Source organism: Thermostilla marina, assembly GCF_054657455.1.
This window is the reverse complement of sequence record NZ_BAAHYR010000001.1, coordinates 4,645,112-4,666,936: the sequence shown is the minus strand read 5'-3', so window position 1 is coordinate 4,666,936 and position 21,825 is coordinate 4,645,112. Positions and strand designations below refer to the sequence as shown.

14 protein-coding genes are annotated in these 21,825 nt (G+C 61.3%); 8 read left to right on the top strand and 6 right to left on the bottom strand.

Annotated elements, in window-relative coordinates; translation table 11 throughout:
* Positions 1 to 307: 307 nt before the first annotated feature.
* The 4 genes from ACYQ2I_RS16880 to ACYQ2I_RS16865 all read left to right on the top strand — a co-directional run bounded on the left by ACYQ2I_RS16880 (position 308) and on the right by ACYQ2I_RS16865 (position 3,713).
* Entirely contained in the window at positions 308 to 1,210 is a 903-nt protein-coding gene (locus ACYQ2I_RS16880; protein ID WP_460168204.1) for a hypothetical protein, read from the top strand.
* 127 nt (positions 1,211 to 1,337) lie between these two features.
* Positions 1,338 to 1,586, top strand: a complete 249-nt coding sequence (gene rpmA / locus ACYQ2I_RS16875; RefSeq protein ID WP_460168203.1) for a 50S ribosomal protein L27 — start codon at positions 1,338 to 1,340, stop codon at positions 1,584 to 1,586.
* A gap of 108 nt (positions 1,587 to 1,694) precedes the next feature.
* Entirely contained in the window at positions 1,695 to 2,747 is a 1,053-nt protein-coding gene (obgE, locus tag ACYQ2I_RS16870; RefSeq protein WP_460168202.1) for a GTPase ObgE, read from the top strand.
* A gap of 195 nt (positions 2,748 to 2,942) precedes the next feature.
* Positions 2,943 to 3,713 carry a type III pantothenate kinase gene (locus ACYQ2I_RS16865; protein WP_460168201.1) on the top strand — a complete coding sequence of 257 codons (771 nt, stop codon included), beginning with the start codon at positions 2,943 to 2,945 and terminating at the stop codon, positions 3,711 to 3,713.
* Between the two features lie 21 nt (positions 3,714 to 3,734).
* Here ACYQ2I_RS16865 and ACYQ2I_RS16860 read toward each other — a convergent pair whose 3' ends face one another.
* The 3 genes from ACYQ2I_RS16860 to ACYQ2I_RS16850 are packed head-to-tail and all read right to left on the bottom strand — an operon-like array spanning position 3,735 to position 7,656.
* On the bottom strand, positions 3,735 to 4,505 hold the full coding sequence (locus ACYQ2I_RS16860; RefSeq protein WP_460168200.1) for a 3-keto-disaccharide hydrolase: 771 nt from the start codon (positions 4,503 to 4,505) through the stop codon (positions 3,735 to 3,737).
* Between the two features lie 60 nt (positions 4,506 to 4,565).
* A complete protein-coding gene (locus tag ACYQ2I_RS16855; RefSeq protein ID WP_460168199.1) occupies positions 4,566 to 5,852 on the bottom strand; it encodes a C45 family autoproteolytic acyltransferase/hydrolase in 1,287 nt (428 codons plus the stop codon).
* Between the two features lie 31 nt (positions 5,853 to 5,883).
* Complete coding sequence (locus ACYQ2I_RS16850; RefSeq protein WP_460168198.1) at positions 5,884 to 7,656, bottom strand: alpha/beta hydrolase family protein; 1,773 nt, start codon at positions 7,654 to 7,656, stop codon at positions 5,884 to 5,886.
* Positions 7,657 to 8,004: 348 nt separating this feature from the next.
* On the opposite strand from ACYQ2I_RS16850, the gene ACYQ2I_RS16845 reads away from it, so the two are divergent.
* On the top strand, positions 8,005 to 8,937 hold the full coding sequence (locus ACYQ2I_RS16845) for a lysophospholipid acyltransferase family protein (protein WP_460168197.1): 933 nt from the start codon (positions 8,005 to 8,007) through the stop codon (positions 8,935 to 8,937).
* A gap of 381 nt (positions 8,938 to 9,318) precedes the next feature.
* Positions 9,319 to 13,308, top strand: coding sequence for a PKD domain-containing protein (locus ACYQ2I_RS16840; RefSeq protein WP_460168196.1), 3,990 nt, complete (start codon positions 9,319 to 9,321; stop codon positions 13,306 to 13,308).
* Positions 13,309 to 13,328: 20 nt separating this feature from the next.
* Here the strand turns inward: ACYQ2I_RS16840 and ACYQ2I_RS16835 are convergent, their stop codons facing one another.
* Both ACYQ2I_RS16835 and galE read right to left on the bottom strand, forming a co-directional pair.
* Complete coding sequence (locus ACYQ2I_RS16835) at positions 13,329 to 14,243, bottom strand: hypothetical protein (RefSeq protein ID WP_460168195.1); 915 nt, start codon at positions 14,241 to 14,243, stop codon at positions 13,329 to 13,331.
* 31 nt (positions 14,244 to 14,274) lie between these two features.
* Positions 14,275 to 15,264, bottom strand: coding sequence for a UDP-glucose 4-epimerase GalE (gene galE, locus ACYQ2I_RS16830; protein WP_460168194.1), 990 nt, complete (start codon positions 15,262 to 15,264; stop codon positions 14,275 to 14,277).
* A gap of 447 nt (positions 15,265 to 15,711) precedes the next feature.
* Between galE and ACYQ2I_RS16825 the strand changes: the two genes are divergently transcribed.
* Together ACYQ2I_RS16825 and ACYQ2I_RS16820 are read left to right on the top strand one after the other, a co-directional pair.
* Positions 15,712 to 16,401 (top strand): 3-keto-disaccharide hydrolase, encoded by a 690-nt coding sequence (locus ACYQ2I_RS16825; protein ID WP_460168193.1) that lies wholly within the window; start codon positions 15,712 to 15,714, stop codon positions 16,399 to 16,401.
* 67 nt (positions 16,402 to 16,468) lie between these two features.
* The gene (locus ACYQ2I_RS16820) at positions 16,469 to 18,805 is read left to right on the top strand and encodes a sulfatase-like hydrolase/transferase (protein WP_460168192.1); all 2,337 of its coding nucleotides are present in this window, start codon (positions 16,469 to 16,471) and stop codon (positions 18,803 to 18,805) included.
* Between the two features lie 164 nt (positions 18,806 to 18,969).
* On the opposite strand, the gene ACYQ2I_RS16815 is transcribed toward ACYQ2I_RS16820, so the two are convergent.
* Positions 18,970 to 21,066: a hypothetical protein gene (locus tag ACYQ2I_RS16815; protein ID WP_460168191.1), complete on the bottom strand. Its 2,097-nt coding sequence runs from the start codon at positions 21,064 to 21,066 to the stop codon at positions 18,970 to 18,972.
* Between the last annotated feature and the right edge of the window lie 759 nt (positions 21,067 to 21,825).

The window sequence follows — 21,825 nt, the reverse complement described above, 5'->3', positions numbered from 1 at the left end:
ATCCGGTCCGAATATCTCGATTGGGTGAACTATGATTGACAAGGAGATGACGGTCGCCGGAAATCCTCGGTTGCTTCACTCCCATTGGGGGGGTGATGTGCTTGACTGGGGAGAAACCGGCTGGCTATACTAGCTTGACTGAACTAATCTTGCGCAGAATTCCCAAATTCCTGGGCCGTGGTCGGTTGCGGGGAATTGGGCAAGCGAGGACGGAGACGCCTATCCCATCGGAAATCGGTGGTGGGCCGTGTCGTGACGACTCTTCCGACCGCGGTGGAGCGGGCTTGTCTACAAGGGATATCGTCTGATGAGAGAATCGATCTTCCGGTGGTTGGCGGTGGCGGCGATCGTGACAGGCGCATGGTTCACCTCGGTCGCCCGATCGCAGGCACAGCAGCCCGCAGCAGACGGAACGCAACCGCCGGTAGCGCAATCGCAGCTTTTGGGGCCGCCTCGCAAGTTGGCACCGGGCGTGTTGACGGTCGTCAAGCCCGAGCTGGAGTACAGCGAAACGCACGACACGCATTCCATCGTCGAGCTGACGACGCTCGATCCTTCGTTTACGTTTGCCGAAAACGTCGATTTTCGGCGGGATATTTGGGGGCTGGAGTTCGCTTTCAAGCCGGTCCGCATGATTTACGTCGATCTCCCCCAGCCCAGCGGTTTAATGCAGCGCAAGTTGATCTGGTACATGGTGTACCGGGTGACGAACAATATGAAGGTGCTGCATCCGGTTGCGCAGGCCGACGGTACGTACGCGATTGAAGAGATCGAAAAGCCGATTCGTTTCGTGCCGCATTTCGTGCTGGAAAGCGACGAGGTCAACAAGCGTTATCCCGACCGGATCATCCCGTTGGCGGTGATGGCGATCCAGCAGCGTGAAGACCCGAATATTCGCTTCTACAATACCGCCGAAATGGCCCGCGAAATCGCACCGGGCGAAACGCTCTGGGGCGTCGTCACGTGGGAAGATGTCGATCCAAATATCGATCGGTTCTCGATTTACGTAACGGGTCTGACGAACGCTTACCGCTGGACCGATCCGCCCGGGGCTTATAAAGTGGGCGATCCGATCGGGCAGGGGCGTCAGTTCGTTCGGAAGGAACTGAAGCTCAATTTCTGGCGTCCCGGTGACGATCTGTTCGAGCACGAGGAAGAAATCCGAATCGGCGGGCCCGACCAGGTTGACTACGAGTGGATCTATCGCTAAAAAATAGGTTTCCACTCAAGCTGGGGAATGTTCTCAGTCGCCGGTTCTTCGCGTCGGTCGTCTTGGCGACACGCCTTCCGGCGTACGCTCGCAGATCGAGACGTCAAGCACACGGGAGTGTTTTGCGATGGCACATAAGAAAGGTCAAGGCTCGAGCCGCAACGGTCGCGATTCCAATCCGCAATATCGCGGTGTGAAGAAGTACGCCGGTGAGCACGTGCGGGCCGGCAGCATCATCGTCCGGCAGGTCGGCACCAAGTTTCACCCCGGTCGCGGCGTAGGCATGGGAAACGACTACACGATCTATGCGTTGATCGACGGGGTCGTCCAGTTCGACAAGTCGGGACGCCGTGTGAACGTCGTTTCGGCGAACTGATTGATCGACCGACAAGCGAACCGTCACCGGGGATAAACACTGCGTTATCCCCGTTTTTCGTGCGCCGAGCCGAGTACCGGCCGCTGGTCTCCAACGGGAGAGAAACCGTTGTTCGTCGATGAAGTCGAAATCCTGGTCGAGGGAGGACGCGGCGGAAACGGGTGCGTCAGTTTCCGGCGCGAAAAGTACGTTCCCAAGGGCGGTCCCGACGGCGGCGACGGCGGTGACGGCGGTAGCGTGATCATCGTTGCCGAAGAGGGCGTCAACAATCTGGCCGCCCTGGCGCACCGCAAACACTGGCGGGCGGAACGCGGCAAGCACGGCAGCGGCGGTTGCAGGCAAGGGGCCTCGGGAAGCGATTTGATCATTCGGGTGCCTCCCGGCACGATCGTGTTCGACGCCCAAACGAACCTGGTGTTCAAGGATCTGAAGAAGGCAGGGGACCGGGTGATCGTCGCGCACGGCGGCAAAGGCGGAAAAGGAAACGCGCATTTCAAGTCGGCTACGAACCGCGCACCGCGCGAAGCGACGCCGGGGGCGCCGGGAGAAAGCCGAAAAATCCGCCTGGAGTTGAAGCTCATTGCGGACGTAGGCCTGGTGGGCAAGCCGAATGCGGGCAAGAGCACGTTGTTGAGTCGGCTTTCGCGGGCACGGCCGAAAATCGCCTCCTACCCGTTCACCACGATCCATCCGAATCTCGGCCTGGTGCAGGTCGACATGGATCGTCGCTTCGTGATGGCCGACATTCCGGGATTGATCGAGGGCGCCCACGAAGGGGCTGGGCTGGGGCACGAGTTCTTGCGACATATTCAGCGGGCGGGCATCCTCGTCCACCTGGTCGAGCCGTGTCCCGACGACGGTACCGATCCGATCGAAAACTATCGTGCGATCCGCCGCGAGTTGGAGCAATTCGACGCCAAACTGGCGAAACGCCGCGAGATCGTCGTCGTGACCAAATGTGATTTGCCTGAGGCCGCCCCGGTTCGCGATCGTCTGGCACAAGAGACCGGTAAGCCGGTGTTGCTCATTTCTGCCGTCACCGGCGAAGGACTCAATCGACTGTTGGGCAAGATTTCGGCCGTTCTGGAGGCTCGCGATCGGGCACGGCGACGCAAGCAGCAGGCAGCCGCGGGTTCCGGCGATGACGGATCCGCGGATTGATGCGCGGCGCGAAATGAAAGTTATCCCGGAATAACAGCCGAACTCCGGACGTTTCGGCTGCGTAGACGCGTCGGAAGACTATAATTCGATTCCGGTAACACTAATCTCGATCTGCACGGACGATCACGCGGCGACGGCTGCGTGGAATCCCGATAGTGAAGCAATCCGATGGAAACCGTATTTCCGCGGCCAATTGTGGCTGTCGATATTGGCAATCGTCGCGCCAAATTGGGGATGTATCGCTGCGTTCCGCCGGTTGATTGCCTCGGCCCCGATCGCGTCTTCTTTTTGCGGCACGAAGATCCGACCGATGCGCTCGGCGAGTGGTTGGCCGGGATCGATTCGGCGGTTTCATGGTACATCGGCAGCGTGAACCGGGCCGGCACGACGCGACTGTTGGAGTGGCAGCGCACGCACCGGCCGCAGGATCGCGTCGTGTTGTTGACGTATGAAGATGTGCCGATCGACGTGCGGATACCCGATCCCGATATGGTCGGGATTGATCGTTTGCTCGATGCCGCGGCTGCCGATCGCCTGCGCAGCAAGGGCGTGCCCGCGGTCGTCGTCGACTTGGGGACGGCGATTACGGTGGATCTGGTTTCGGCCGACGGCGGCTTCTTGGGTGGGGCGATCTTGCCCGGTTTGGCGATGGCCGCGCGGGCGCTGCACGAGTACACCGATCTCTTGCCGTTGATCGACGTCGCGGAATTCGATGCACCGCCCGACCCGCTGGGAACTTCAACCGAGGCCGCGATGTCGGCCGGGTTGTTCTGGGGGCCGGTCGGCGGTGTGCGGGAACTGGTGGCGCGACACGAAGAACGCCTAGCCGCGAAGGCGGAGATCTTTGTGACCGGCGGCAATGCGTCGCAGGTCGTCGAAGCGTTGGGCGAGCGGGCGCGGCTGGTGCCCGACTTGACGTTGGCCGGCACGGCGTGGACCGCCGCCCGCTTGGAGTCGCTGTGCTAAGGGCGTTGCGTGGTCGCCGCTTCAAAACGGGCGTTCTTTCGCTTCGAGAGCGATGTCTTCGACTTCCTCCGGCTTGAGCATCCGCACGCGAATCGATCGGATCGCACCGGTCGTCATCCACGTCGAAAAACCGAACGGCTTGCACAAGTCGACCTCGAATCGGGTCGAGAACTGGTGCCCCTTACGAACGAGATCGACGACTTTCTCTTTGTCGATCCACACTTCGACCTTGGCGTCCGACACGCGAACGCGGAATTTGTACCACTGCTTGTCTTTGAAGTCGAAAAAGCCCGTGGTGATGTTGTCGGAGGCGTCGTAGAAGTCGACCGACGAAATGCCGATCGTCGTGCCGCCCCAGCCGCCGTTGACGAACGAGCAGAACTCATCGCCCACGGGAAACGTGACCGTCGCGAAGAAGTCGCTGCCGTCGAGCCGACAGGCCTCGTATTCGAACTCGTAGTTGTTCTTGGGGAAGTCTTTGCCGGTGTAGACGATGCCCGTCATCGGGTCGCCGTAATGCATGACGATTTGGCCGTCTTTGACTTCGACCTTGCCTTCACCGCCGAATTCGGGGGCCTTCCAGCCTTTGAGCGTCTTGCCGTCGAACAGGTTCCGCCACGCATAGGGCGACGGCTTTTCTTGTTTTTGGGAAGCCCCGGCCTTTTCCGATTCGGCGGCCGGTTTCGCAGGCGCCTTTTCGTCGGCCGACGATGATGCGACCGGGCCTGCACACACGAGCAACACCGCCGTTCCCCAGGCGAGCAAGACGGAAGACTGGATTCGGCTGCGCATCGGATCGGCTCCTCGTTGTATCGGGTCTTCGAGCGGGAGGGAAGAAAACGGCGTTGGTTCTCAATCGGTACGACTTCGGCGGGCCGTTTCGTACCACCGGAGTACTTCTTTGAGATTAACGTGCAGGTAGGGCTCATCGCAAGCCGGTGTGAATCTTCCGGCTTCCGCCGCGTACAGGTCGAGCGACTCGGGCAGCATGATCGCATCGTGCAGGTTGGACTCCATGGCGACCGGGCGCTTGATGATTTCGATCATGTCGCCCACGGTAATGCGACCGTACCTCGCGTGAAGACGCTCGCTGAGAACTTCCGCTCGCCGATCGGCCGAAATGAGGATGCAATCGTCCGGAACGCGCGGCAACAAAGGATGCTGCTCGCCGGGGTGCAGGACGAGAAATTCATCGGGTGTCGCACGGATGCCGACCATCGCGCCGGTGCGATCGGAAAGCACGTAGTAGTATTCGCAGGTGCGCTTTGCCCGTCGCAGGATGTCGACGGCCTGATCGACGTTTTCCGCCCGTTCCATCACATCGCGCAACAGTAAACTCATCGGCGTGCCGTCCCAAAGGCCCTCGCCGCGGCCCCCCATTTCGCCTACGGCAAGGCCTTTTTCGTTCATCGCCGTGACCGTGCCGACGAAGCCGGCATAGCCGACCGACATCCACGTGTGATAACCGTCGGGACGAAAGACGGTGACCACCGATGCGTTTTGCAGGCCGATGTCTCGCATATAATCGAGTACGCGGGCGTGGATCACACGGCCGTCGGCAGTGGCCTTGCCGCGGACGGCGACGCCGCTGCAATGGAATCGCTCGGGAAACAAGTTCGCCAACCGTGCATCGCGATGCGGTATGTTCAACTCGTCCGCCATGGCGTCGATTTCTTCCAGGAATCGCGCGGGAATGAACGGAAGCGTGCGGCGCCGGATCTCGTCCATCGTGTCGAAAAACCACTTGCCCTCGGCCACGCTGTCGAACGCTCCCACGCCGTACAAGACTCGCTCGACAAGGTAGTGACATTCGCGTGTCAGCAATCGTGCATGGGCACGGCCCATTTGTTCAGGCGATCCTTCGACGACCATCACTCGCCGACCGTCGACGTGAAACAGGACGCCGTGACCGTCGGGATCCCGGCCGGCAACGCGAAACGAGCGGACCGCCCGCGGAAGCGGCATTGTCGGCGGCACCTCGACCCGCGGTGCCGTTTCGGCATCGGTTGCGACATCGGCGGACGAAAGCGGTTGTTGGGCAAGCGTCGTCGGCACCGAGAAAACGACGCACAGCACGGCAACTACGAGGCCGTTTGCGACGTTCAGCGTTTGGTTTGCGAAAGGTCGGCTTCGTTGCATGGCGGTTGTCGCTTCTGGAAGCTTCGGGCGATCAGGGGAGAGTCTGTTCGACGGCAAAATGGACGACGGCGGCGATCATCCGATACAGATCGTCGGAATTCACCGGATGCCGTTCACCTTCCGGCGGCTGGAACAACGGGTCGACCGCCGGGGCATCGAGTTGAAACACGCCGACGGTAGTCGTACCGTGCACATTGCCGACATGGAATTCGATCGCGGCCGGTCGCGAACCGTCGGGTGCGAACGTAAAGCGAAAGACGATTTGCGGATTGTCGACCGCCTGCGCGATCACGACGGGACGGCCCTGCGGATCGACGCCGTCTTTGTACTCGGCGTAGCGGGTAAGCAACTGCGGGGTCATCGTTGCCCCTGCCGCCGCGCCGAGGACCATCTTCGCTTGCAGGACAAGCCGTTCGTCGACGTACACCAACGGAGACTTGGCGGGCGTCTCACGTCCTTCGAAAACGGTGCCGGTCCGGGACAGCAGCCACGGACGATCCGATTGCCCGAGAGCGATTTTGCCCAACTCGGGAATGTCGCCTTCAAGGCGGAACCGCTCCCCGTTTCCGCGGATCACCGTCAACGTACCGCGAAACGGTTGCGCCGCCTCGCCCGCTCGCATCGGATCGACCGAGCCTTCGACCGAAAGTTGAATCATGTGGCAACGATTCGCTTTCGGCGGCGTAAGGAAAAAGCGCGTGACTTGTTGGACGAGTTGCGCAATGCGCGCGGCCGGCGTTTCGGCGACGATCGATTCGGGCGGATGGACATCGTCGGGCAGATCGGCGGCAAAGAAGGCGATCGTTTCGTCGAGCACCTGCGGCAACGCCGCCATCGTCGTGTAGTGCCCCAGTTTTTCGAGCCAATGGACGCGATCTTCCATGCCTACGGCGCGGGCGAGCTTTTCCGTACATTCGCGAGGGATGACTTCGTCTTCTGCGGCATTGATCATCAACACACGTCCTGCCGCGGCACGCTCCCGCAGTCGGTCGGCCATCCGCAAGGGATCGACCTCGTCGATCATCGCCCACAAAGCCGTTTGTTCCTCGGGGGAGAGTTCCGCCAAACCGCGGCGTAACAGCTCGGTTTCGGGGGCCGAGGCGATGATGGTGCGCAGATCGCCGCCGGAGAGGATCAAGGCGGCCTTGTACAACCGCGGTTCACGCTCGGCGGCCGAGGCCGAGACGATCCCCCCAAGGCTGATTCCCGCGATACCGACTTTGTCGTCGTCGATTTCGGGGAAGCAGGCCAACAGATCGATTGTCCGGCGGACGTCTTCTGCCGTTTGTCGCACGGCGTCGACCAAAAGCTGAGGGTTGCGGCCGAACGCCCGCGGACCGTCGGCATAGCCGCGGCTTCCGTAATAGGGCAGGTTGAACGTGATCGCGGGGATGCCTCGCCGGGCCAGGTTCGAAGCCATGATCTCGACCAGCTCCATTTGTCCCGACAGGATGTGCAGGCAGATGACCCCGGGCCGCGGTTTCGATTCGGCGGTCAGATCGGCAGGCAAAAAGAGCGTCGCCGGGATCGTATTGTTCGGCTCGTAGGCCGTGCGGACCGGCGAAGGATACGCCAGTTTCACGACCCGATACAGTTGTTGATCGTCGATCGACACGACGCGGCAGGTGAAGGGGCGACCGTCGTGCGTCGAGGAGACGGTGAATTCTTGCCCCGGTTCGAGCGTGACCGCGCGAGGTTGGGCGGCAAACGACTCGGCACGAAGCAGCGGCAGACATGCCGAGACGACGAGCCAAACGAGCAGACGACGTGACCGCAAGGACGGCAGATGAAACGTGAGCGGCATGATGGTGCGTTGTCGCTGGACAAGTATGCGAAAGGGATGATCGTTCGGGATCGGTTTTCTCCTTGGAGCGGCGACGTGCCCGCAAACCTCTCCCAGATTGCGTGCATTGTATCAGTTGGCACCTGTAGGAAAGAAGGCGAATCGGGAAGGTCGGTGTGACCGCAGTCGAACACATCTGTCGTGTATTGTGTATTTTGTGTTGTTTGCGCATGTTCCGAGGCGAAGGAAACTGGTCTTGGAGGGACAGGCTGAGGGTGCGAGAATAGCGGCGCCCGGTCGTGGGACGGCTTGGATCCCCGGCGAAGGCAGGACGCCTCGACTCGATTCCAAGGAAGGAATGTAGGGCTCATGTGGCGAACGGCAATCGACTATGCGGTCTATCTGGTCGTGCGGACGGCCATTTGCGCGGCCCAGATGATCCCCATCGAAATGGCGGCCGTGGTGTGTGATGCGGTCGCGTTCGTATTCAACGACGTGCTCCACGTCCGCCGTCGCGTGGTCGAGGAGAATCTCCGCCATGCATTTCCCGCGTTGTCGGACGCGGCGCGGCATAAGCTCGCCCGACGCATGTGGCGGCACCTTTTCTTGTTGGCGTTCGAAGCGGCCCACGCCCCGCGCAAGATTCACAAAGAGAACTGGCAGCGGCACATCCGCTTGACGAACGTCGAATCGTTGGTAAATGCCTTCTTGGACGATCGGCCGTTGATCTTGGTGACCGGCCATTTCGGCAATTTCGAAATGGGGGGATATCTCTTGGGCGTATTCGGGCTGTATACCAGCGCCGTCGCCCGCACGTTGGACAATCCCTTCCTGCATCGCTTCGTCGAGCGCTTTCGCGGTGCGACCGGACAGAAATTGATACCCAAGGTCGGCGGCTACGATCAAATCTTGGAGGTTCTCGCCTCGAAGCAGACGCTTTCGGTACTGGCCGACCAGAGCGCCGGCCCCAAGGGGTGCTGGGTCGATTTCTTCGGACGACCGGCTTCGACATACAAGGCGATCGCCTTGTTCGCCATGCAGTACGATGCACCGATCATCGTGGCAGGCGCCCGGCGGCTCGACGGTCCCATGCGGTTCGAGCTGTTTTGTGAAGACGTCCTAGACCCGCGGACGGTGACCGATCCGATCGCTGCGGTTCGTGACATTACGCAGTGGTACACGAAACGGCTGGAAGATATGATCCGGCGTGATCCGGACCAATACTGGTGGGTTCATCGCCGGTGGAAAGACACCCGCCGCAAAAAAGCGAAGAAGGCCGACACGCTTCCCAAAGCCGCCTGATTCGCCGGTTCGCCCTCTTGGGGAAACAGGGCCGACAACCTTCTCGCGATTCGGCGCGCAATCTTGTGATTTAATTCTTTCCAGTTTCGCTATTTTGTCTTGTTTGTCGCGCGATCGCCGGGGGTTCTTTCGAATTACGGAAAATTCCGGCTGTAGCAAAAGAAACTGTTAGGCGATTGGGGCAAGATTTGCCGATTACAAGGCTAGTCGGGTGGATGCCGACCATGCGCGGATACCGTGAAGTATCCCCTGAACAGAGGGGGCGACGGCAAGACCGACACGTACGCCTCGCCCGTTGTTGGAGCCGCTCCACCACCCCGAATCGATTCCTTGCGAAGACAGGGCAAACGAACGATGACCCGAGGCATGAAGCGATTGGGCATGAAAGCACGGAAAGAGCGACAGCGTTCCCGATCTCGGCGATTGCGTCTGGAGAATCTGGAGGCTCGGCACCTGCTGAGCGGGATCGGCCTCCAGGTGCCGATCGTCCCCTTGACGACGGGCGGACCGGGACCGGCCGTCGAATCGCAGGCGATTTCGGGAGATCAAGACACCTCGGTCCAATCGACTGCTGCGGCGTCGCAGAAATACACGGCGCCTTCCGACACACAGGCGTGGCGCGACGGCTCGACCGTCCACTACCAAGTGTTCGATCCGACCACCTCCACGTGGAAATCGGGCTCCACGACCTACACGTCGAACCAGGTAATCGTCGATCTGGTGCATGAAGACGGCGTGGTGGCGTGGACCGTTGCCCGCAAGTACGAAGGCAACGGGACGATTCCGCATCTGGTCGGCTTTGCGGTCTACGATACCGACGCGGGCGCATGGGTGACCGGCGAGTCGGACAACCTCGGCGTGTTGAGCGTCGAATCGCTTTCGACGAAGGACGGCGTCGTGGCGTGGACGGTCGGGTATCCGACCGGAACGGGCGGCTACAAGGCCCGCGAGGTGGGCGGTGCCGTTTACGATCAAGCCTTGGGCGCGTGGCAGAAGTTCCAAACGATCGGTTCTCAAGGGCTCAAGAGCATCGAGACCTTGGTGAACGAAAACGGTATGCTGGCCTGGACGATCGGCACGCCGGACGGCTCCGGTGGGTACGACGAATCGGCCGTGGCCGCTGCGACTTACGACTACACGGCCCAGGCGTGGCAGCGCTACCAGGTGAACGCGCAGGCGGGAACGACGGTTTCCGGCCTCGACGCTTCGAAAGACGCGGTCGTGTGGAAGATCAACTACGGTTCGTCGGCCGGCGACGTCGGGGCACTGCTGTACGATACCGCCTTACAAAAATGGCGGGCGTTCGCCTCGCACACCGGCGCATCGACCCGCGTGTACGATGTGAGTGTGGCCGAGGGCACCATCGCGTGGACCTTCGGCGCGTCGGGCGCGTCGTCGAGGACCGGCGTCGGCGTCGCAATCTACGACGTCGTCCGCGGCGGGTGGCAAAGCGACAGTGTCTCGTATGCCGACGGCCGGACCGTCGGAGAATTGACCAACGGCGACGGCGTCGTTGCCTGGTCGCTCGTGCGGAGTACCGGCAGCGGAACGCAGGCCGATGTCGCCTTCACGACCTTCGACACCGCTTCGCGTCGTTGGGTTTTCGGTACGGCCGAAAATCCCTCGATGATGGACGTGGCCGAACTCACGAACGTCGACGGGATCGTCGCCTGGATTTATCGCGAGCCTTCCACGGGCATTCAACGTTCGGTCGGGGCGGCCGTGTTCGACCCGGGCCGCGGCGAATGGAAACATTTCCTCGAAGGAAGTACGTCCATCAGCAAAGTCGCCGACTTGCAAAACGCCGGCGGTTTGGTGGGCTGGAAAGTCACCTACACGGGAAGCGCCGGTGATGTGGCCCGTGATGTCGTCGTCGTCGCTTACGATTACGGTCTGGGCCGATGGCAGCGGAATTTCACCAACTACGACGCCTCGGCGCAGATCACACACATGGTCGTGGCCGACGGCATCGCCGCCTGGGCGACGGTCAACGACATCCATCTGTTGACCTACGATCGCCTGCAAGACGCTTGGAAGTCGTACGACAGCACAAACTCACCGTTGGTCCGCGTGTACGAACTCGAAGCCGAATCGGGACTGGCGGCGTGGACGTTGGCCTACGTCGACACGTCGGTCAGCGCCGATCCGAAACCGCGCGACGTGGGATATGCGATCTACGATCCCGCCGCGCAGGCGTGGAATCAGACCGTCGATACCTACCTGGCGGACGACATCATCGAGTGGCTCGTCATTCGGGACGTCTCGGTTCAGTATTCCCGCGGCGGAACGACCTACGTGCGGGCATTCGATGCCACGAACCAGGTGTGGTTCACCGACGAGGCCGTTCCGCAATCGGTGTTCGTCGTCGAACCGACGGCCGTCACGGCCAAACGGGCGATTCGGTTTTCCGACATGTCGCTGGGAGCGACCGACTGGCAGTGGGATTTTGGTGACGGATATCAATCGCAGTATCGCAGTACGACCCACGCGTTCGCCGATGTGGGCGTGTACCAGGTCGTCCAAACGGTGACCGGCCCCGGCGGGTCGGATACCTCGACGACGAAGATCGCCGTCGTACCGAGTGATACGCCGACCGATCTGGGAACGGTTTCATCCACCATCTTGGCGAGTCAGTCGCCGACCGACGGTGTCTTGTGGTATCAGTTGTCGCCGAATGCCGACGGTGCCTTCACCGTGGCCGTTTCGGGGGCGGGTGTGTCGCCCGACACGGCGATTTCGTTCGTCACCGTCGATTCGCAAGGTCTCTATTCGCTGCTGGGATCGGGAACGACGAGCGTAGGCGTCTCGGGCGTCACCGCGGGAACCACCTATTACGTGGCGATCAGCGGCCTGACCGATGACGTGAACGTGCAACTGGACAATCCCGCGACGTTGCCCTTGGCGGCCTCGCAGCAGACGCTGTTCGGGACCAACGGTGACGATGTGATCGACGTGTCGTATAGCGGTGGATTCATCGTCACGATCAACGGGGAAACCGTTCACCTCGATGCGGCGATCGTCGATCTCGAGATTCTCGGTTTCGACGGAAACGACACGATTACACTGCACGGCGGCAACGACGCCGAAACCGCGATCGTTCGCGACGGCCACGTGTCGGTGGCGGCCGGGCCGGTCAGCTTCGTCGGCGATTCGTTCGAGACGATCGTCTACGATGCAGCCGGGGGTGCCGACGTCGTTCATCTGTACGACACTGCCGGCGACGACGTGTTTACCGCCAAACAGGGTGCGGGGTCGCTGGTCGGCGGCGGGCTGAGCGTGTCGGTCCAGAACGTCGAGTACCTGCATGGCTACGCGACCGCCGGCGGAACCGACGTCGCTCACCTGTTCGACTCGGCGGCCAAGGATGTGCTCACCGCCACCGCCGATTGGACGAGGTTGACCGGCGGCGGATACCTCGCCCGGGCGAAAGGTTTCGAATACGTCCACGGCTACTCGACCGCGGGTGGAAACGACTCGGCCGTGATGACCGGTACCGCAAGCGACGACACCTTTGTCGCAACGCCCGAATGGGCCCGGTTGACGATGCCCGGAGCGATGGTGCGGGCGAAAGGGTTCGAGAGCGTTACCGCCTCGGGGAAGAGCGGTAACGATACCGCCTGGCTGTACGGTTCCAGCGGCGACGACGTGTACACGGTGGGGCCCGACACGGCCTCGATGACCGGCAGCGGATACCGCAACACCGCCGTTGCGTTCGAAACGGTCGTCGGCGTCGCCGGTAGCGGTAACGACATCGCCCACCTGTACGATACTACCGGCGACGACGTGTTTACCGCGAGCACCCGTCAGGCTTCGCTCGTCGGCGGCGGATTCGATTTCCAGGCCCGCAACTTCGACTACGTGCATGCCTACGGCACGAACGGCGGAACGGATGTGGCTCACTTGTACGACACCGCCGGTAACGACACGTTCGAAGCGACCAGTGTCTACGGTCGGCTTCGCGGAACCGGGTACGTCGCTCGGGCGAAGTTCTTCGAGTACGTTCACGCGTACAGCACAGCGGGAGAAGACGTGGCCCGCCTGTACGATACCGCGGGAAACGATCTCTTCTCCGGCAATCCGTTGTTCAGCATCCTCAGCGGATCGGGCTACTACAACCGGGCGAAAGGTTTCGCCAAGGTGTATGCGTATGCCTCCGGTGGGAACGACAAAGCCGATATGAAAGACTCGGCGGGTGACGACATCCTTGAAGCCGGCAGTAACTGGGTCCGACTGCGTGACAACCAGGCCGCCGTCGACTTCCTGTTCGCCGTGTACAACTTCGACAAGGTCGATGCGAAGTCGAGTACCGGAAACGATACCAGTTCGCTCGACCCGTCGTCTTCGGCCTTCCTGACGGCAACCGGTTGGTGACGACCGCGTGAAGCGACCGTTTACGGCGAATCGACCCGTCGGGCGACGCCTAGATCGAGCAGTCCGCGGGCAAGCTGATACCACGGAAACGGCTTCCCGATGACGAGCGAGGCGCCCAGGCGGCCGGCCGTGCGGATATCTTCGAGCCGGGGATAACCCAAGAACAGAACTCGCGGAACCGAGGGGAAATGGACGGCCGCTTGGGCGACCAGGCGGCCGTCTTCGTTGAGGTCGCCTTCGGCATCGACGAACACGACCGCCGGAACCGGATTGGTCGGCCATTGGCCGTAGCTCGACGGCGACAGCCACACGGCCCGGCCGCCCGCCATCTCCACCGCTGCCGAAAGCCCCTCGAAACCGTCGCGACGGCGGGCGATCACGACTACCGGCAATCGATCGTCGCGCAGGTGCCGCGGGCGCACGAGCCTGATGCGCGGGCAGGGTTCGGCTGCCAGGTAATCGGCCGACTGAGCCGTCGGCGGAAGCGTCCACGAGCACCTTTCTCCCGCACGCCGTCGGTCGAGTTGCTCGGCGGCACACAACCGCCACTGGTGCCACCACACGCGAGCGGCTCCCGGCATCGGCGTGCCTGATCGCTCTTCGCCTTCGCACAGTGTGCCCAGCACGGCGACCCACGGCGACAGCGGGAACATCGTGCGGATTTCGTGCTGGAACGCGCCCGCAAATTCGCCGGGACGCGATTGCAGCCACACGATCAGGTCGGGATCGCCGTCTTGGAACACGCCGGCGGGCAACTCGGCCCGGTGCTGCTGGAGGATTACGATCACGCGGTTCGGTACGCCGTCATCGGCCTGAAAGTCCTCGGGGGCCAGCCACACCACGCGATCGCAGGCAGAAAAGGCCGACGGTACGTGCGCGAATTCGCGGCGTCGCACGTCGCCGATCATCAGGATTCGCAGCCCCACCGCATCCATCGCGTGTCGTCCTTCGTTTCCGCGGCGGCTTTCAGTCGGCGTAGCCGTCGGGATGTTTCTCGAACCAGTTCCACGCCGTGGCGACGATCTCATCGATATCGATGTAGTTCGGTTTCCAGCCCAGTTCCCGCTGGATCTTCTCCGAGTTGGCGAACAGGATCGCGGGATCGCCCTGGCGGCGGTCGCCGTAAGCCACGGGGATGTCGCGGCCCGTGACGCGCTTCGCGGCGTCGAGCACCTCTTTCACCGAATAACCGCGTCCGATGCCCAGGTTGTAGAAGCGACCTTCTCCCGGCCCGAGGGCTTCCATGGCCGTGATGTGCGCTGCGCACAAATCGTCGACGTGAATGTAGTCGCGGATGCACGTACCGTCGGGAGTGGCGTAATCGGTGCCGAAGATCGTGAACGTGTCGCGCTTGCCCAAGGCGGTCAACAAGATCGACGGGATCAGGTGTGTTTCGGGATCGTGGTCTTCGCCCAGCGTGCCGTCGGCGGCACAACCGGCGACGTTGAAGTAGCGCAACGCGACGAAGGAGAACTTCGGTTCCGAGGCGAGATAGTCTTTCAGCACGCGCTCGACACACCATTTCGACCAACCGTAGGGGTTGATCGGCGATTGCGGCGTGGTTTCGACGATGGGGATTTCCTCCGGCTCGCCGTAGGTGGCACAGGTCGAGCTGAAGACCATCTTGTGCACGCCGGCCTTTTGCATCGCCTGAAGCATGCTCACCGTTCCGGCGGTGTTGTTTTCGTAGTAGGTCAACGGCTGCGTGACCGATTCGCCCACGTAGGCCAGCGCCGCGAAGTGCATGACGCAGTCGATCGCGTGTTGCGAGAGGATCTCGGCCAGGCGATCGGTTGCGGCGAGGGAAACTTGGTAAAAAGGCACGTCGGCAGGAACGGCCTGTCGGTGTCCCCGGAAAAGATTGTCGATCACGACCGGCGTGTGACCGGTCGACTTGAGCAGCTTGACGGCATGCGAACCGATATAGCCGGCACCACCGGCGACCAAGACATTCATGTGGATTTCCTTACGACTTGATTGGCTCGATACACACCCCTTGACGTACGGCGAGGCTCACATCGGTGAGGTCGCGTCGCATGCGCCAATCGGCGCGCGTCGTTCCTCCGAGCGTGCGCGGTCGCCGAGGACGAGATCGGCTCGAAATCGCCGTACGCAAAGGTGATGGGAGACGCAGACGAACCGGGAAAACCTGCACAAAACTTTACTGTTTACTACATTTTGCCTTGTTTCGGAAGGTTTCCCTGTTGGATCGGAGGTAGTTCGCCTGTTCCGGCGTTTTCCACCCGAAGGGCGCACGGCGAGCCGTCGTAGGCGGGTTTTTCTTGTATGTGGCCGGGGGCCTGTTTATTCTAGGCAAGTCGTCTCGAATGGCCGGTGATTGCGGGGGTGTGCGGCGGGTTTTTGACCGTGTGAATCATTCCAACGGCTTAGAGGGTCCAATCAATGCGGAAGTCCACAATTCTTGCGGCGGTCGTAATGTCGGTCACGGCGTTGTCCGGATTGGCGGCAGAAAAAGGCAAACCGGCAGCGAAACCCGGCGGCGACGAAGCCGGATTCGTTTCGCTGTTCGACGGGAAGACGCTCAACGGTTGGGAGGGCGACCCGCGGTTTTGGTCGGTCGAAAACGGCGTCATCGTGGGCACCACCGACAAGACGCCCACTGACCACAATACGTTCCTCTGCTCGACCAAAGAGTATTCGAACTTCGTGCTGAAGATCGAGTTCAAGCTGCGCAATCACAACTCGGGCGTGCAGGTCCGCAGTAAGCGGTTGGACGACTTCGTCGTTACCGGCTATCAGGCCGACATCGCCGAGAAGCGTTATATGGGCATCTTGTACGAAGAAAAAGGCCGCGGCATCCTCGCCGACGTAAATCCCGAAGAAGTCGCACCGCACGTCAACTGGGGCGACTGGAACGAGTACGTCATCGTCTGCAAAGGGCCGCACATTCAGCAGTATCTCAACGGTTACCAGACGGTCGACTACGTCGAGAAAGATCCCGAACGCGGCGCCGCCAAGGGCATCATTGCGTTGCAGCTACACCAAGGTCCTGCGATGCGGGTGGAGTTCCGCAATATTCGCATCAAAGAGCTGCCCGACGTTCCCCCTCGAAAGGCGAAACCCGCCAAGTAGTCGTAGCGGTCGGCCGACGTTTGCTTTTCCCCCAACCCCAATTGACAGCGAACGGGAGAGTCTCGCGATGCCATCGCGTCGAATGGTTGCGTTTTGGTGTGTGTCGATGTGTTTGACGCTGGCGACGGTTGCCGTGAGCAGCGCTTTTGCCGCTGAAAAAGCCGACGGGGCGGGTAAGAAGATCGTGTTCGTCGCGGGCAGACCCAGCCACGGATTTGCTTCGCACGAACACAATGCCGGATGCAAGTTGTTGGCTGAGTGGCTGAAAAAGGGCGTCGATGGTGTCGAGACCGTCGTCATCAGCGGCGGATGGCCGGAAGATTTCAGCGTTTTCGACGATGCCGATGCGGTCGTTCAGTTTTCGGACGGCGGCGGTGGTAACCCCATGTTGTCCCACCTCGACGACATTCAAAAACTGATCGATCGCGGCGTGGGCTTCGCCTGCATTCATTACGCAGTCGAAGTACCGAAAGAGACGGCCGGGGAGCGTCTGCGGAGCTGGATCGGCGGTTGCTACGAACAGTGGTGGTCGGTGAATCCGCATTGGGAAGCGAAATTCACCGTATTCCCCGATCATCCTGTTGCGAAAGGGCTGGTGCCGTTCACAATCGCCGACGAGTGGTACTACCACATGCGGTTTCGTCCCGGTCTCGAGGGCGTCACGCCGATCTTGACGGCGGTTCCTCCCGACTCGGCCCGGTCGCGACCCGACGGACCGCACAGTAATAACCCGGTCGTGCGGGCGCGACGCGACATGCCCGAACACGTGTGTTGGGTGTACGAGCGTCCCGACGGCGGACGCGGATTCGGCTTTACGGGCGGCCACTTCCATTGGAACTGGGGCCACGACATGTTCCGCAAGACGGTCCTCAACGGGATCGCCTGGATCGCGAAAATCGACATCCCCGAAGGGGGAATCGAGACGCCGACGCCGACTTTGGACGAATTGTTGGAGAATCAGGACAACCCGGTTCCCGCGAATTTCGATCGGCAGGCGATCGAAACAAAGTTGCAACAGTGGAAGGACGAAGTCGCGCAGGCAAAAGCCGAAGAGGCCGAACGAACCGCTCGGCGGTTGCCCGCGAGGCCGAACATCATCTTCATTTTGGCCGACGATTTGGGTTACGGTGACTTGGGCTGCTACGGGCAACGACAGTTTACCACGCCGAACGTGGATCGGCTGGCTGCCGAAGGAATGCGGTTCACCGACGCTTACGCCGGCTCGACGGTGTGCGCACCGTCGCGCTGTTGCTTGATGACCGGACTGCACACCGGACATGCGCGCGTGCGGGGAAATGCCCGCGTTCCGTTGTTGCCCGAAGATGTCACCGTCGCCGAGATCCTCAAGCAGGCCGGGTATCGTACCGGCATCATCGGAAAGTGGGGACTGGGTGAACCGGACACGACCGGGATTCCCAACCGCCAGGGGTTCGATTACTGGTTCGGATATCTGAATCAGCGGCACGCCCACAATTACTATCCCGAATACTTGTGGCGAAACGAGGAGAAGGTCTCGCTTCCGAACGTCGTCGAGCACGTGATCAACGGACAGGATCGAACGCCCGGCGGCGTGGCCGTCGAAAAGAAGGTGTACAGCCACGACCTGTTCACCGAAGAAGCGTTGCAGTTCGTTGAAAAGAACAAGGAAGGGCCGTTCTTCCTATACCTGGCCTACACGATTCCGCACGCGAACAACGAGGCCGGGAACAAGGGAATGGAGGTGCCCGATTACGGTCCGTACGCCGACAAAGATTGGCCCGAGCCCGAAAAAGGCCGCGCCGCGATGATCGCGCGATTGGATGCCGACGTCGGGCGACTGATCGAAAAGTTACGCGATCTCGGGCTCGACCGAAATACGATCGTGTTTTTCACCTCGGATAACGGTCCGCACAAAGAGGGCGGTTCCGATCCGTATTTCTTCCGCAGCATGGGACCGCTCAACGGTTACAAACGTTCGCTGCACGACGGCGGAATTCGCGTGCCGATGATCGTTTGGTGGCCGCAATACGTGCAGGCCGGAAGCGTAAACACGTATCCGTGGGCATTCTGGGACTTTTTGCCGACGGCGGCCGAACTGGCCGGTGTCGAGCCGCCTGAAGGGATCGACGGAATCAGCGTGCTGCCGACAATTCTGGGACGCGGTGCGCAACCGGAGCATCCGCCGTTCTACTGGGAGTTCCACGAAGGGAAGGCCTCGAAGCAGGCGGCCCGATGGGGACAGTGGAAGGGCGTGTGGACGGCCGGCGGCCCGACCGCCGTCTACGACCTGATCGACGATGTCGGCGAAGAACACGATCTGGCGGAAGATTTCCCGCAGATCGCCGAGAAGTTGGCCGCCTTCATGGACGGCGCGCGAAGTGAGAATCCCAATTTTCCGCTTCGTACCGTGAAGACGACAAAATAGCGGTTCGCCTCGAACCCAAAGGAAAAGCGGCTCGACCGGGGGTTCGATCGAGCCGCTCGTCACGGTTGACCAGACCTTACTTCTGTGGGACAGAAGTGAGGGAGGTGATTATCGGGGTCGGCACTTCGCCCGGCGACGAATCGCCGGGCATCAGCCGATTGCGATCACGTGGTCGTGCCTTCGGCCGGGGCCGGAGCCGCTTCCGTCGGTTCGGCGGGAACCGCCTCTTCGACCGGAGCATCGCAGGCGCTGCAACCGGTTTCACAGGGTTCGCAGCACTTGCAGCAACGCGGGACGCGGCACCGCACTTGGACGGGCACCATCTCGCAGACCACCTTGGGCACGCAGCGGGTCACCGTGTAGGGGACCTTCTTGCATTCCCAGCGGACGCAGTTGACCGTCTTCGTGCATTGAACCGGCTTGCAGACCGTGTAGCACACACGCTTCGTGCAGGTCGTCGGCACCATCTTGCACACTTTGTAGGTGCAGGTGCGGACACGTTGCTCGGGCACCATCTTGCAGACCTTGTAGGTGCAGGTCCGTTGTTCGGGCACCCACTTGCAGACCTTGTAGGTGCAGGTCCGTTCTTCGGGCACCATCTTGCACACTTTGTAGGTGCAGGTGCGGACGCGTTGCTCGGGCACCCACTTGCAGACCTTGTAGGTGCAGGTCCGTTCTTCGGGCACCATCTTGCACACTTTGTAGGTGCAGGTGCGAACACGTTGCTCGGGCACCATCTTGCAGACCTTGTAGGTGCAGGTCCGTTGTTCGGGCACCCACTTGCACACCTTGTAGGTGCAGGTGCGGACGCGTTGCTCGGGCACCATCTTGCAGACCTTGTAGGTGCAGGTCCGTTGTTCGGGCACCCACTTGCACACCTTGTAGGTGCAGGTGCGTTCTTCGGGCACCATCTTGCACACCTTGTAGGTGCAGGTACGGACGCGTTGCTCGGGCACCATCTTGCAGACCTTGTAGGTGCAGGTCCGTTGCTCGGGCACCCACTTGCACACCTTGTAGGTGCAGGTGCGGACGCACTTTTCAGGCACCAGCTTGCAGACCTTGTACGGCACCTTCTTGACGCAGGTCTCGCGGACGTACTTGACGCACTCGACCTCGCATTCCTTGACTTCGGGCACCCAAACCCGCTTGCAGACCTTGACCGGCGGGCACTGGACCTGGACCTTCTTCACCTCGCCGGGGCAGTAGACGCAGCGGCAGGTGCAGGGATCCCAGACCCACTTGCCGGGCTCTTGGATGCACTTCGTCACGACCGGGCCGGGCTTCTCGCAAACCTGCGTTTCCCAATGGCCCGAGCACACTTTGACCGTCTTCGTGTACTTGACCGGCTTGCAGACCGTATAGCACACCTCACGGTAGCAGGTCTCGACGACGCGACGATACGTCGTGTAGCACACTTCCTTGGTGCGGGTTTCCCAGACCGGCTTGCAGACGGTGTACGTCCGCTGACGCGTTTCCCAGACCGGCTTGCAGACCGTGTAGGGGATTTCCTTGGTGCGGGTTTCCCACACGGGCTTGCAGACGGTGTAGGTTCGCTGGCGGGTTTCCCAGACCGGCTTGCAGACCGTGTAGGTGCGTTCGCGGGTTTCCCAAACCGGCTTGTAGACGGTGTAGGGGATTTCCTTGGTGCGGGTTTCCCACACGGGCTTGCAGACGGTGTAGGTCCGCTGGCGGGTTTCCCAGACCGGCTTGCAGACAGTGTAGGGGATTTCCTTGGTGCGGGTTTCCCACACGGGCTTGCAGACGGTGTAGGTCCGCTGGCGGGTTTCCCAGACCGGCTTGCAGACAGTGTAGGGGATTTCCTTGGTGCGGGTTTCCCAAACCGGCTTGCAAACGGTGTAGGTTCGCTGGCGGGTTTCCCAGACCGGCTTGCAGACGGTGTAAGTCCGCTGGCGGGTTTCCCAAACCGGCTTGCAGACAGTGTAGGGGATTTCCTTGGTGCGGGTTTCCCAGACCGGCTTGCAGACCGTGTAGGTCACGTCTTTATAGCGGGTCTCGGGTACGTACTTCGTGTAGGTCACCTGCCGCGGTTCGACGACGCGTTGGTAGCACGTCTTGTAGCAAGTGATCTCTTGTTTCTCATACACGACCTTGCGAACCGGCTTCATGACCGTGTGCACGGTGGTACACGGGTCGCAAGCACGTGCGATGCGTGCCGCGCCGCAATAGCCGGCGTCGGCGGTCCCTGCCGTGATCGCCGTCAGCAGGACAGCGACCATCGACACCCCCAACAGTGCTCTCATCTGAATGCCTCCTTCGAATCACCTGGTACGAGTAGGGCCTGGTCCGATGGGCGGGTTCCATCAGTAGCTTATTCGACTACCCCGGATTGCCCACGTTAACAATACTGTTGAACTCGCAAACATTGCGGGATCGCGAGTCGTTTTGTGGCTTGCCTGCGCTGCAAGCACACGGCACTACATATGTTGACATCGGCGATTTGGGGTGTGCGGCTAAATTAAAACTGGTAATCAGGCTGGAAAGAGTCGGTGTAATGCATTGTTTGCGTAGCACGGAAAATATGGGTTGACGGGCGTGCGCCGCGAGAGAGTGTTGTGCCCGTGCGGGAGATACGCTCTCGCCGTGAATCATGCCACACGGTAAGGCCCAAGGGGGGCCCTCGATGCTCGGAATTCGGGCCTCGCGAAAGCGATCGGTGTGGGTCGTGCGACTCGCGGAAGGAGCGTCGATTCTGAAGGTTCCGTGGCCCCTCCAATTCGGGGAGTACCGAGGCCGACGGCGACCCCGATCGATCCGCTTGACGGGTTTTCAGGGTCGGGACGTGCGGGTTGTGCTGAAGGTGTATGCCCTTCGCTGTGGGCGGATAACGGACCCCCCGAAAATAATTTGACCCTCTCGATCGCGTGACCTAGGTAATTTACAAACGGCCATCTGCGGAGGCGGAACAGAGAAGGTTGCCGCCGCAGGGTCGCGGGGGCAGACGGTGACGTTGGTCGGAAGCGCGTCGCGGGTGAGTTGTATCACCAAAAGAGGCTCGCCGA